The organism is Legionella worsleiensis (assembly GCF_001467535.1).
GTDB lineage: Bacteria > Pseudomonadota > Gammaproteobacteria > Legionellales > Legionellaceae > Legionella > Legionella worsleiensis.
The window spans coordinates 89,818-103,103 of the sequence record NZ_LNZC01000005.1; the positions used below are offsets into that span (position 1 = coordinate 89,818).

The window sequence follows — 13,286 nt, forward strand, 5'->3', positions numbered from 1 at the left end:
TTTATATCTCCAGTATCGAGGTTTTTTGTTGTTTATCTGGTGTCGTAAATACTTTTTGGGAGTCGCCTTGGTTTTAATAAATCATCAACACAGACGACTTTTATATTTGCTTCGCAAATTAACGTGTTCTCTTCATTAAGCATCGTTTGCATAAACATAAAACTGCACTTATTACGTTCACTTATTCGTGTTGTAACAGTTAATAAATTATCAAGCCTTGCCGGAAAACGATAGTTTACAGTCAACTCGCTAATGGCGAAAAGGATCTTCTCATTCATCAGCTCACTTAAAAGCAACCCGTTGTAACGCAACATTTCTGTTCTGGCTCGTTCAAAATAACACAGATAATTTGCGTGATAAACGATGCCCATATAATCAACGTCTTCAGCATAGACTCTAAAGCTGGATTGATGATCTGATATACTGCTCATTCATAACCCCTGATTCATCACTTCCAAACCAAAATGCTGATACGCTCTGGGTGTTGCCATTCTACCTCGTGGAGTACGCATAAGGAATCCTTGTTGGATTAAAAAAGGCTCTAAAACGTCTTCTATTGTTCCTTTTTCTTCTCCTATTGCAGCAGCAATACTATCAACGCCGACTGGCCCGCCATTAAATCGCTCAATAACAGCAAGTAACAGTTTTCTATCCATTAAGTCAAAGCCGTGTTGATCAACTTCCAACATCGCCAATGCTTTTTGCGCAATATCAATACTGATTATGCCACGTCCTTTAACTTCGGCATAATCACGAACCCGCCTGAGTAATCTGTTGGCTATTCGTGGAGTACCTCTGGAACGCATGGCAATTTCTCTGGCGCCTTCTGGCTCAGTCGCTACATTAAGTAATTGAGCGGAGCGGGTAACAATCTGGGTCAGCGAATCTATGGAATAATACTCCAGTCGTTGAACAATACCAAATCTATCCCTTAATGGCGAAGTGAGTAAACCTGCTCTGGTTGTTGCACCAATTAACGTAAAAGGCGGCAACTCCAGTTTGATGGAACGAGCCGCAGGTCCCTCCCCTATCATAATGTCCAACTTATAATCTTCCATAGCCGGGTAAAGAATTTCTTCAATCACAGGACTCAATCTATGAATTTCATCTATAAAAAGAACATCATTCTGTTGAAGATTAGTGAGAATAGCGGCTATATCTCCCGCACGCTCAATAACTGGCCCAGACGTCTGACGGATATTCACACCCATTTCATGGGCAATAATATTGGCCAAGGTCGTTTTACCCAAACCAGGAGGGCCAAAAATAAGCACATGATCCAGCGCATCTTTTCTTTTTCTTGCTGCGTCTATGAATATCTGCATTTGAGAGCTAACCGCTTCCTGCCCAATATACTCTTTGAGACTCAGCGGACGAATTGCCCTGTCTATTGCCTCTTCAGAAGCAATACTTTGGGTACTGATTAAGCGATCACTTTCCAGCATAAGCGCCTATTAAGATTCACCTGAATTGAAAAACATTTTAACATATGTTTTTTTAATATCAGCTTACTTTATGAATTATTTCTCTATGTACGGAAAAAATCTGTGATGTATTAGGGAATTAGTTAACACAGATTCTGAAAAATCATGATCATCACGACACGCTGTAGCGATTTTCATGTTTTTGAGTGATGGGTTTTATAGACAATAAACCTCTATTTTAAATTGCCTGTTCTGTTTTTTTAGTTCATATTAATTCAAGTAATTCAATTCATAGTAACAGGATATGTGATGCGCTCTACTGTTTTTTTAACCAACCAGTTTATCAAACCGATTATAAGCCTGTTAGATCCTGAATGGCACGTATTGTGTGCATGGGAAAAAAATTGCTCTCGTGACCTAACAAAAGTTTCAGCGTTGGCAACAACGGTATGGGATGTTATTGATGACGTTTTTTTGTTGCAATTTCCTAATTTAAAATTCATCAGTCATTTGGGTATTGGTACTGATAATATTGACAAAAACTATTTAAAAAAACACCAAATTACTCTTTTATCACAACCTCACTCTGGAGTTCATGATACTGCAGAACTGGCACTGGCTCTAATGCTAACTCTTTCACGAAAAATTTTGACAAACGATCAATACACCCGAAACAACGATTGGATAAATAATAAACCAAAATATATTGGCAACCATTTGTCCGGGAAACAATTAGGGCTTGTTGGATTGGGACAAATTGGATTAACTATTGCCCGATTTGCTGAAGCGCTTAACATGACTATTTCTTATACTGCGCGCAGTAAAAAAGAATGTTCCTATCAATTTGAATCAGACATACGAACTTTAGCAAGCAAGAGTGACTTTCTTATCATCTGCTGCTCGGCTAATGAACAATCACATCATCTGGTCAATAAAGCAGTACTTGAGTGTTTAGGTTCCAAGGGATACCTGATTAACGTGGCCAGAGGAAGCATTGTCGATGAAAAAGCACTTATAGAAGCATTGGATCATCAAACAATAGCTGGGGCTGGTCTTGATGTGTTTACTAATGAACCCGAGGTGCCGTTAAAACTAAGGGGATTATCCAACGTGGTCTTATCACCACATATGGGAAGTTCCACATACGAGAACTTAGACAACATGTTTCAAATACAAGCAGACCAGTTAAATCGTTTCAAAAATACTGTTTTTCTTGCCTCCGATCAGATAACAAGCTCTGCTTAGACTAAATAAACTATGGACTAATAAAGGACTATAATGACAACACCTTACATACTCAATACTAACGACAAAGCAAGGGATCGTCTCTCTCTTCAGCATGGTCTTTATGCTCAAAGCAGTAAAACCCTTATTGAAGAAGCAGGGATTAAACCCGGGATGAGTGGACTTGAAATCGGGTGCGGTTCCGGGGTAATGACCCTTGAACTGGCCAGACGTATTGGCCTTAACGGGTTCCTCCTTGCCATCGATTTAAGTCAAGAACAACTTGACCATGTTCAGAGTATTACCAATCAAGACAACAGAATACGATTCAAATTATGGGATGTAAATCATCTTTCAGACCTTGGTGAACAGTATGATTTTATCTACTGCAGGATGGTGCTTCATCATGTCGCCGATGCACATTCGGTTATAGTGCAGATGAGCCGTTGTCTGAAACCTGGCGGTATGATCATTTGTGAAGAGCCCTCTCTTTTTGACTCAACTTTTTGCTATCCGGCTTCCAGCGCCTACAACCAGTATACTCAATGGGTAAGGGGTTGTTTTTTAACCAACAAACGTGATCTTGAAATTGCTTACCGACTGGAACAGGAATTCAGCTCCTGCGGTCTCGCCGTTACTGAGCATTCATTGTTTCAACCAATACTGCGCAGCACCGAGGAAAAAATGATTTATGCTATGGGCTTGGATGACTTAACACCTCAACTTCTATCCTTGGGTATCGCATCGAGACAAGAGATTAGCGAACTATCCCATAAATTGCACGAGCTAGCTCATAGCACAAACACAATGACCTGGATGAGAATGCATAAAGTGATCGCCAGATCAAAATAGAATATTCACCTGTACCAAAGGGCAATTAAGGAGCAGTTTTCCAGCTGTTTGGCCCTGTTCATTCATGACCATGTGCACTAATCCTAAACGCCCTGATTTCGCTTATCGACAAAATCAGTCACTAATTTTCTCGCTCTATGAATTCGTGATCGAACCGTTCCAATAGGACAGCTCAGTTGTTCAGCAATGTGTTCATAGGTACAGCCTTCAAAGACGTGCATGCCATAACATTGACGTAATTCTTTGGACAAGAGTGAAATAGCAGACTCAATCTGAGTTGTTAGTTCTAAATCAATGAGTTGATGTTCGGGCGAATCATTAGACGAAGTTTCTTGCTCATCCAGATAATGAGCTTCTGAATCCAAACGTAAGGTATTTGAACGATAATAATTTTTAATTGTATTCTGCGTCACTTTATAAAGCCAGGTTGAAAACTTACTTTTCGCTTTGAATAAATGTAAATTACGGTGCACTTTGATAAATACTTCCTGAGCCAGATCTTTAGCAAATGCATGATCGTTAATATAAAAATTAATTATTTGCTGAATTTTTTGATCATATCTCCCTATGAGTTTATTAAACGCATCATCACTGCCTTTTTTAGCCAGTTCAACCCAATACTCATCACTGTCTGTTTGCTCGCTATTCATAACAACCTCGTTAATCCATTACTGGTTACATCAGGTCCCCAGAAACCACCCATATAAGAACAAAAAAAGACCTTTATGTACAATTATAAACCAAATATTTCGGATATGTAGCGATTTGTCATTACAAAATAGTTAAAGCCTGGGTTAGGCCTTGCACAGCGGGTTATGCGGACAGGAGATGAAGTTGACGCAATTGATCTTCTGTTATCTGATCGTTGAACAGAGTAATTAATTTTGTCTGGTTGTTAATGGTCATACGAATCAACTGAAAAACAGGATTGCTAAAGAGGATGGTCAACTGCTCCCATTCCTGCACTGTTCCATTGTTACACGTTAATTGCCATTTTTTATTACGGTATGCCATTTCACTAATAAAGTAGCAGGGATTTTGATTTATCAATTCAGGCCAAGTAAATACCGTAACTAGGGCAATCAAAACCATCTTAACCGCATTGAACACAGAAGAACAGGCAATCAGAGCCACGGTAAACAAATACACAACAACTATCACCCGAAAATAAACCCTGGATTTTCTAGGGTTAAGTGTTATTTCTGATAATAGTAACAATTTCATTCAGCTCGGTACTTTGTGGTTTTGAATGCCCCATTAACCACGAAAACAATTCAGGATCAGTGCAGCTCAACAACAGATCAAAGGACTTTAGTTCACTTTCGTTCAATTGATCCAGACCACTGTCTAAAAATCGCTGTAAAATAAGATCCAACTCGAGCATTCCTCTTCGGCAGTGCCAGGTAAGTCTTGCTTTTTCACGTGCATCAAGCATAAATCATCTCAAAATTAGTATTGGGTTAATTGGTTATACATTTTTGAATCATCAATAAGACCACATTTAATGTTCAAAAGAACTCAAAAATCACTTGTGCTGATGATACACTACCCAAATAATAAACGGAAACCCAGAAATGACTATGAGTATATTCCAGAACCATTCCATTAACAGCAGAGCATTGACAACAAAAGCTCCTGATATTGAGTTATCTATTGCACCACACAAAAATTATATTTTTGATTTATCCTATCTCGGCGTAATCAAGGTCGAAGGCGACAAGAGCGTTGATTTTCTTCAAGGTCAACTAACCTGTGATCTGTCTGCGATATCAGACATACAGATGATACAGGGAGCGCAATGCAATTTAAAAGGTCGTATTCTGTCTTTACTGGATGTAATCAATTGGCAGGGAATCAAACTGATTCTACCTCAGGATATGATTGAAGCGACGATTAATTCGCTCAATAAAACAGCGCAATTGTCTAAAGTGACATTGAAAGAGTGCTCTGATTTCACGATTTTGGGATTTTACTTACAAAATGCCGAAGATATTCTACCCCAAAGCACGTTTTTTCCTTCCGCTATACATGCTTTATCAGTAGATCGTAACTGTTGCTATTATCACTTGGGGCATGGTTTTTATATTTTCATCATCAACAAGGACGAGGCAAGTAAATTAATTGAATTATTCCAGGAACGAAATCAATATGCAGGCTCCTTGTCCTGGCATACCTTAAGACTCCTGCAAAAACAGATTAATATTTACCCTGAATCCAGAGGTTTGTTCTTACCGCATAGACTGGGTTTGCATGAAACATCCTGCATAAGCTTTACCAAAGGATGTTATAAAGGACAGGAAATCATCGCAAGAACTCAGTACAGAGCAACCATAAAACATGAATTAAAACTGTTCATTGTTCATACGTCCAAGACTCCCTATTCGGGTCAAAAACTGTTTCGTTCTCATGAAGAGGCGGAAATTGGTGAATTAATTGATTACTCCGATTTAGGCAATAATCGTTATCTGATTGCTGTAAGTTTGCTCAAAGAACCCTTTGCAACAGTTCGATTCGAAGGGTGCAATGAAGAACTTACCCTTGAATCGCCCACGTGCTGAAAACTTGAGAAGTGACAAACAATTGCATAATACAGTTCAATAAAACTAAATAATGTTCTAACATTAATTATTAAAACAGAACAATAGAACAAATTCATGCAATCAACGTCACTGGAAACAAAATTCGCCGAACTGCAATCGAGGATAGCACTACTTGAAAGCAAATTAAAAATTACGCACGCATCTGGCGAAAAGACCAGAAAGCAAAAAACTGAAGAGACAGAAAATCCAATGTCAGGTAACTTGCTTGGAGTAGTCTCATCTGTTTGTTTTATTCTTGCGGCTGGATTCATTTTTAAATTATCTATAGATTCCGGTTGGCTTACTCACGAAAAACAATTAGGGCTTGCATCCTTACTCGGTTTGGCTCTTTTTGCTGCCGGAATTTTAATTTCTAACACTGACCGTTTGTATGCCAGCTTTTTGCCGGCTGCTGGCTCTACCATTTTGTACTTAACCTGCTTCGCTGCATTTGAATTTTATTTTCTGATATCCTTTCAAACAGTTATTGCTTTAACCTGTATCATTACCGCTATTTCTCTATGGTTTTATATTCAGTTCAAGCATGATATTTATGCAGTTATCGCAGCTATTGGAGCCTACAGCGCCCCATTTGTGACCCACATTGATGCAAACACATTTTTTTCATTATATTACTTCATGATTTGCTCTTTGACTTTTGCTACCTTGTCTATATGGGTGCAATCACGAACGCTTACTGTAATCTCATCCTATTTGGCCATGTCCATCACTGCATTCATAGGGTTGAATCTGCATCTGAACGCCATCATTGCGGGAGCTCTCGCACTTAACTTTCTTATTTTTTCTATAGCCACCTATTTTTATACCCGGCTCAACCATAATGCACTGACAGTAAAAGAGTCCTGGAGTTTGTTTCCGGTTCTGTTAATATTTTATGCAATGGAATACTACTACCTCAGTAGAATTAATCCGGCTATTGCCTCCTTGGTTTCAATTGCAGCCGCAGCTTTTCTAGTCGGCTTGAATCTTTCGGCAAGAAAAGGCTCTCCAGATAAAGTGATATCCAGTAGCGGCCTTGTTCTCACTTTTGCAACACTGGTTTTCTTTCACTCCATTTATCTTGAACTTTTACCCGCTGACCTTAAACCCTGGCTGTTTGTTATTATCCTTATGAGCTGCTCACTTCTTCATAACACACTATTTTTAAACGCTATGAACACCATTAAAATTATACCTATAATTGCATTTTCATCAATTTTAGGCATTGAGTACCTGAATATGCTTAGCCATTTGGCCATGCAGTTTAGTTTATCCTGGGCAGCGGTTGCATGGGCGTCTTTTTTAAGCCTTTGGTTTGTCATCATCAAACATAATAAAACACTCAATAAAAATAAAAATTACATTTACTCTATATTGGCAGCAGCACATTTGCTGTGCATCATGGGTCTGTATCAAATAACTTATCCCTATGGCACTCTTGCAATTTCAAGCTGTTGGCTTATTTACGCACTGATAGTTCTTTCATATTCCTCCATAAAAAAAGACCTCATTATGGCTAAATCCGCTTTAATTATCCTTTCCTTTGCAGCCGGTAAAGCACTTCTTTACGACGCTGCTTCAACACCAAATATCTACCGAACACTCAGCTTGATATTGACTGGAATTGTTCTTTATACCTCAGGTTTAGTGATTAGACGATTATCCCGAAAAAATCATGAAGCTATTAATTAACCACTATGCCTCAAGGCATGAAGTCTGCGAATTGAACACTGGTGCTGGGTAGCCCCGCTTAACTGCGCCTTTGCTACTAATTTACGTCTATTCCATGTATTTTATAATTTTAACAGGGAGAATTGTCCATGGCTGGAAAATCAAAATACACGACCCATGAAATCGTCAACACATTTCGTTGCGTCTCTATGCTCATCCAACAATCCCCAGAATTATTAGATCATAAAGGAGTTTTTCGAATTGCCGGCTCAAGACCCGCTGCCGAGGAAGTACTAAAAAATTTGATAAACAGCAATTTTAATTGGCTCATTCTAAAACACTATGTTTACTCTGACGAACAAATAAACCATTATCAGCTACACAATGTGTTAAGTTCACTAAATCTGGTGCTCAAAGACGCTATTTTTCTCTTATCATCTGATGATGTGTTGCGACCTTTAAAAATAGGACTCAACTCCTTGTTGCAAACAGAAGATCTGTCTTTAGATGAGATCACAACCGGAGCCAGCCTGTTAGATAACTTTATCAGCTCCCTCTTGTTATCCAAATCACTGGAATATCAACGTATTGGAGAGATTCTTTATCATTACTGCTATTTAATGCACATTGCGGCTCTTTATAAAGAATCCAACTTAATGACCGCAAGAAACCTGGCCATCATTTTAGCTCCACATTTTACTACAGAATTAGAATTATTCATTACGGATGATCTGATGAAGTTAACTGAGTTTACTATGGGTAAATTAGTACCAATATTGGAATATTACCTCAGCAGTAGTCTGACGGCACACCATTTTTCAATTCGCCACGCAGATAAGCTCACACATATAATTGAAACACGGCATGTTATCATGAACAGATTAATAGATCTGAAAACCGCAAGTAAAAAACAAACGGTTGAACCGTTGAGAGAACTGATAATACAAGTCACTCATATGGAGCAACAAAAAAATCAATTAACCACCAAAATTCATGATGAACCACACTGTCGCAGTGAGCGTAAAGCACTAGAAGAACAACTCCATCAATTACAAGCAACTATTGACGAACTGAATCAGGAACTGATTCTTTTGAGAGATCAACTCGAAGCAATGAACCAAGCGCATGCTGGTATAGTTGATGCACGCCATAAACTGTCCATATCATTGGACAATATTGCCCTGCATGTGATACCCCAAAAACAAAAAACAGATGAACTTAAAGAGCGCATATTAGAGAGAAATACGTTATTCTACCAACAACCTGGCGTATCAGCTGCAGCCTCAAGCTCTGCTATATACGAGGATAATGATGATGAAACAGAACAGTCCATGCACTCGGACATTCCAATTAATCCACTTTATTAGGATAAAACTCACCCGATTAAAGGAATTATAAAGCAGATGATATTTGATTTTGATGACAGTAGAACGAATCGCATTGTCCCATTCATCACAAGCGTCCTACTGGCGTTTATTTCTTCGTTTTGCGTTGCAAAAAATAATGACTTCCAGATTTGGACTAACAGTACAGCCCTGGGTTCCATCACCCAGGTTAATCCAAAGCTAAAATACTCTTTTGAATATCAGGGGCGATTTGGCGATTACGCATCAAGATTGTCACAACTCATATTAAGACCAGGAATAGGATATCAAATAATTCCATCAACCAGTTTATGGTTGGGTTATGCATGGATTAGAACCTCTCAACCATTTACTATCAAACCCATAGACGAAAATAGAATTTGGCAACAGATTTTATGGAACAAAAAATTTAATGCGTTTACAACAACACTTCGTTCACGACTGGAAGAGCGCTTCATCCAGGAAACTCTGCATACAGCCTGGCGTTACAGGCAATTATTTAGAATATCCTACGCCTTACCCGAACATGAACAATTAACTCTGATTGGCTCAAATGAATTTTTTTTTCATCTCAATCGGTATAACTTACAAAATAATATAGGTTTTGATCAGAATCGAGCCTTTATAGGGATAGGCTATCAAACTAGTGATAAAACCACTCTTGAGCTTGGATGTTTAAATCAGTACATAAAAAGACCCAAAAGGTCGGCTTATAACGGAAATTATTTGTTCATGAATCTTATCTTTAACTTCGGTTAAAACAAGTCAAGAGTTGGATTTTTTTGCATTTGAACCAAGAAAAGTTGCTGACTTTAAAATATCTTTTCTGAAGGAGATGCATTATTATTAATAGTGAATGTATTCTTCATGCGGAGACAAAAACATGGAACAGGTTTTTGATGTTGCAATTATTGGAGGAGGTATCAACGGTTGTGGCTGTGCTGCAGATGCAGCGCTTAGAGGTCTTTCCGTAGTGCTCTTCGAACAAGATGACTTGGCCTCTAAAACCTCGTCAAGCAGCACCAAATTAATCCATGGAGGTTTGCGTTATTTGGAATATTACGAATTTGGAATGGTAAAAAAAGCATTGAATGAGCGTCAGACTTTATTGAATATGGCGCCTCATATTGTGCATTCGCAGTCTTTTATTTTGCCCTACCAAAAACATATGCGTCCTGTCTGGTTACTGAAACTAGGACTCTTTTTTTACGATCATCTAAGCCGAAAAAACAAATTACCTAAAAGCAAAACACTGCACAGAACAAATGATAACAATTACTTTAACCCATTAAAGGAAACGATAAATCAAGGTTTTTTATTTTATGATGCGTCTACAGATGACGCTCGATTAACTATTGTTAATGCACTTCAGGCAAAAACTAATGGGGCAAGTATTCGTCCACGCTCCAAAGTAATTCATGCTGAAGTAATCAACAAGCTCTGGCACCTTACTGTAAAACCAGAGATTGGTGAAATGTATAAAATCCGTGCGAGGACTATTATCAATGCAGCTGGCCCCTGGGTGCAATCCGTAGCCAAACTAATGCAGACCCCAGAGAAATATAATATAACTCTTGTTAAAGGAAGTCATATTGTCTTACCTCAAATTTATGAGGGCAAGCATGCTTATTTATTACAACATGAAGATAATCGCATCGTGTTTGTAATACCGTTTCATGGATTTTCTATGATAGGTACAACTGATGTTGAATTCACCGGTTCTCTTGACGAGGTAACAATCAGTGATGAAGAAATCACCTACTTAACTACACTGGTAAACTCTTATTTTAAAATTAAAATTCAAAAAGAAGATATTCTTTATACCTGGAGTGGAATCAGACCACTTATTGCAAATGAAGGTAAAGAGGTTAAAGCATTAAGCCGTGATTACAGTTATGAATTAAGTACGGATCCTGCGCCCATTATAACTATTCTTGGGGGAAAAATTACAACTTACAGACAATTGGCAGAGGATGTGGTTAATCAGTTATCCTCCATTTTCCCCAATTTGCCCCAATCACATACCCAAACAACTCCTCTTCCTGGAGCAACATTGGGAACTATGAATTTTGAGCACTACGTTATTTATGCTCAAAAGAAATATCATTGGTTAAATTCTGAATTATTAAATCGTTATCTCTATACCTATGGAACGCAGACGGAGCTATTCCTTGCCCAATGTACTGATATTGAATCCATGGGTAAAAGATTTGGGAGCAGTCTTTACCAAGTTGAAGTGAACTATCTGTTGCAGGAAGAATGGGCTAAAAGCGTTGATGACATTTTAATGCGGCGAACCAAACTTGATTTGTCTATGGACGCCGCAAGTAAAGAGGAATTAAAAAAATACATCACGAATCTTAGGGCTACTCTTCATCAAGTTGAGACCTTATTTCAGTAACATCAGCATCCAAAGCTTGCTGAGCCAATTCCTTCAATGTTGATTCAGGCATACTGCCCGCATCCGAAAAAATAACAATACTTTGCTTAAATACCATAAGATAAGGAATGGAACGTATTTCAAAAAAGTCAGCCAAATCCTGTTGTTCCTCGATATTAACCTTGGCAAACACAATCCCGGGAAATTGATCTGCTACTTTTTCATAAACCATTGAAAATTGCTTACAAGGAGCACACCAGCCTGCCCAAAAATCAATAAAAACTACCTCGTTATCATTGATTAACGATTCAAACTCACCACTGGTTAAATTAATGGTTGGCATGTCTAGTCCTTAACTTCAAGCAAGGTAACAATTTGATCAAATATTTGATCAACAGTTCCAATTCCTTCTACCGTATGAAACCGGGGGGCTTTATTAGTACCTTCATTGGCCCAGTTTTTGTAATAACTAATCAATGGGGCTGTTTGCGAATGATAAACTTCCAAACGTTTACGAACTGTATCTTCCTTATCGTCATCACGTTGTATCAGTGGCTCGCCAGTCAGATCATCAATTCCTGATTTTTTAGGGGGGTGATTAATAATGTGATAGACGCGGCCAGATTGTTGGTGAATACGACGTCCGCTAATCCGCTTGATGATCTCTTCGTCATCCACAGCAATTTCAATCACATGATCCAAAAAAATTCCGGCTTTTTTTAAAGCGTCTGCCTGTACCAAGGTTCTTGGAAAACCGTCAAACAAAAAACCATTAGCGCAATCAGGATTTTTTAAACGTTCCTCAACAAGACCAATTATAATATCATCAGAAACCAATCCACCCGCTTCCATAATTTTTTGTGCACTTAACCCCAATGGAGTACGCTGGGCGATAGCCGCACGTAACATATCGCCTGTTGATATCTGTGGAATTTTATAGCGTTCAATTAAACGCGATGCCTGGGTTCCTTTTCCAGCCCCCGGGCCACCTAAAAGCATTAATCGCATCAAAAACTCCTTAATAAGTGATCTAAATTAAAAAATCAAAACAGTAGTATAATACCAATCCAACAAAACTTTAAAAAATTTTTAGTATATTTTTTTAAAGACTACTCCATCAAAGCCAAGAATGAGAGGAGCTGATATCAGGGCATGATTTAAGTTGTGCTGCATAAGTTTGTGATTTTGCTTTAACCTTGTGCGCCACTGAAATAAGCCATGGTTTTTGCAAGTACGATTTTCTTTGATAGCCGCCCACTCCTTCATGATAAGCCAAATACAGAGAGTAAGCATCTGAACGGGGTATTCCCGCCCGCTTTGCAGCTTGATTCGCATACCAGCCAATAAAATCCACGCCATCGGCAAAATCATCACGAGATGACCAAAACCAGCCATTACTTTGTTTGTATTCTTTCCAGGTCGATTTCAAGGCTTGAGCATAACCATAAGCGCTGGATGGCCTTTTCCAAGGAATTATTGAAAATAACTTGGTCCTTGGCGGCCTGGCACTTGCATCAAATTTGGACTCCTGATGAATAATTGCCATTTGAACAGGAACAGGAACTTTCCAGCGTTTTTCTACGTCTTTTGCATCAGAATACCATTTTGGATACTGTTTAAAAACGGTACATATATTATTGACATCTCTGGGCGGTGGATGACTAACACAAGAGACCAGGAGCAATACCGTTGCTAAAAGACTAACTGATTTTAAATTCATAACATTAATCCGTTAAAAAACCAGGTATTTTTAACCCATAGAAATAAAATTTATAGTAGCAAATTTAATTAC

At 38.4% G+C, this 13,286-nt stretch carries 15 protein-coding genes; 7 read left to right on the forward strand and 8 right to left on the reverse strand.

Features of this window, described 5'->3' with window-relative positions; genetic code table 11:
- Positions 1–32: 32 nt before the first annotated feature.
- Both Lwor_RS03590 and ruvB read right to left on the reverse strand, forming a co-directional pair.
- The gene (locus tag Lwor_RS03590) at positions 33–431 is read right to left on the reverse strand and encodes a YbgC/FadM family acyl-CoA thioesterase (protein ID WP_058492539.1); all 399 of its coding nucleotides are present in this window, start codon (positions 429–431) and stop codon (positions 33–35) included.
- Positions 432–1,445: a Holliday junction branch migration DNA helicase RuvB gene (gene ruvB, locus Lwor_RS03595; RefSeq protein ID WP_058492540.1), complete on the reverse strand. Its 1,014-nt coding sequence runs from the start codon at positions 1,443–1,445 to the stop codon at positions 432–434.
- 288 nt (positions 1,446–1,733) lie between these two features.
- Between ruvB and Lwor_RS03600 the strand changes: the two genes are divergently transcribed.
- The gene (locus tag Lwor_RS03600; protein WP_058492541.1) at positions 1,734–2,669 is read left to right on the forward strand and encodes an NAD(P)-dependent oxidoreductase; all 936 of its coding nucleotides are present in this window, start codon (positions 1,734–1,736) and stop codon (positions 2,667–2,669) included.
- 33 nt (positions 2,670–2,702) lie between these two features.
- A complete protein-coding gene (locus Lwor_RS03605; RefSeq protein ID WP_058492542.1) occupies positions 2,703–3,500 on the forward strand; it encodes a class I SAM-dependent methyltransferase in 798 nt (265 codons plus the stop codon).
- Positions 3,501–3,583: 83 nt separating this feature from the next.
- On the opposite strand, the gene Lwor_RS03610 is transcribed toward Lwor_RS03605, so the two are convergent.
- The 3 genes from Lwor_RS03610 to Lwor_RS03620 all read right to left on the reverse strand — a co-directional run bounded on the left by Lwor_RS03610 (position 3,584) and on the right by Lwor_RS03620 (position 4,935).
- Complete coding sequence (locus Lwor_RS03610) at positions 3,584–4,150, reverse strand: RNA polymerase sigma factor (protein WP_058492543.1); 567 nt, start codon at positions 4,148–4,150, stop codon at positions 3,584–3,586.
- Between the two features lie 163 nt (positions 4,151–4,313).
- A complete protein-coding gene (locus Lwor_RS03615) occupies positions 4,314–4,724 on the reverse strand; it encodes a hypothetical protein (protein WP_058492544.1) in 411 nt (136 codons plus the stop codon).
- Complete coding sequence (locus tag Lwor_RS03620; RefSeq protein WP_058492545.1) at positions 4,690–4,935, reverse strand: FAD assembly factor SdhE; 246 nt, start codon at positions 4,933–4,935, stop codon at positions 4,690–4,692. The genes Lwor_RS03615 and Lwor_RS03620 overlap by 35 nt, the downstream gene beginning before the upstream one ends.
- A gap of 145 nt (positions 4,936–5,080) precedes the next feature.
- Here Lwor_RS03620 and ygfZ point away from each other — a divergent pair, with 145 nt between their 5' ends.
- The 5 genes from ygfZ to glpD all read left to right on the forward strand — a co-directional run bounded on the left by ygfZ (position 5,081) and on the right by glpD (position 11,515).
- Complete coding sequence (gene ygfZ / locus Lwor_RS03625) at positions 5,081–6,058, forward strand: CAF17-like 4Fe-4S cluster assembly/insertion protein YgfZ (protein WP_058492576.1); 978 nt, start codon at positions 5,081–5,083, stop codon at positions 6,056–6,058.
- Between the two features lie 96 nt (positions 6,059–6,154).
- The gene (locus Lwor_RS03630) at positions 6,155–7,771 is read left to right on the forward strand and encodes a DUF2339 domain-containing protein (RefSeq protein ID WP_058492546.1); all 1,617 of its coding nucleotides are present in this window, start codon (positions 6,155–6,157) and stop codon (positions 7,769–7,771) included.
- Between the two features lie 128 nt (positions 7,772–7,899).
- On the forward strand, positions 7,900–9,117 hold the full coding sequence (locus Lwor_RS03635; RefSeq protein ID WP_058492547.1) for a RhoGAP domain-containing protein: 1,218 nt from the start codon (positions 7,900–7,902) through the stop codon (positions 9,115–9,117).
- 36 nt (positions 9,118–9,153) lie between these two features.
- A complete protein-coding gene (locus Lwor_RS03640; protein ID WP_065235835.1) occupies positions 9,154–9,873 on the forward strand; it encodes a DUF2490 domain-containing protein in 720 nt (239 codons plus the stop codon).
- Between the two features lie 124 nt (positions 9,874–9,997).
- Entirely contained in the window at positions 9,998–11,515 is a 1,518-nt protein-coding gene (gene glpD / locus Lwor_RS03645; protein ID WP_058492578.1) for a glycerol-3-phosphate dehydrogenase, read from the forward strand.
- Here the strand turns inward: glpD and Lwor_RS03650 are convergent.
- From Lwor_RS03650 to Lwor_RS03660, 3 genes are all read right to left on the reverse strand, one after another.
- The gene (locus tag Lwor_RS03650; protein WP_058492548.1) at positions 11,481–11,837 is read right to left on the reverse strand and encodes a thioredoxin family protein; all 357 of its coding nucleotides are present in this window, start codon (positions 11,835–11,837) and stop codon (positions 11,481–11,483) included. The genes glpD and Lwor_RS03650 overlap by 35 nt on opposite strands.
- Positions 11,838–11,839: 2 nt before the next feature.
- Positions 11,840–12,502, reverse strand: coding sequence for an adenylate kinase (gene adk / locus Lwor_RS03655; protein ID WP_058492549.1), 663 nt, complete (start codon positions 12,500–12,502; stop codon positions 11,840–11,842).
- A 109-nt stretch (positions 12,503–12,611) separates the two neighbouring features.
- Entirely contained in the window at positions 12,612–13,214 is a 603-nt protein-coding gene (locus Lwor_RS03660) for a transglycosylase SLT domain-containing protein (RefSeq protein WP_058492550.1), read from the reverse strand.
- Positions 13,215–13,286 lie beyond the last annotated feature (72 nt).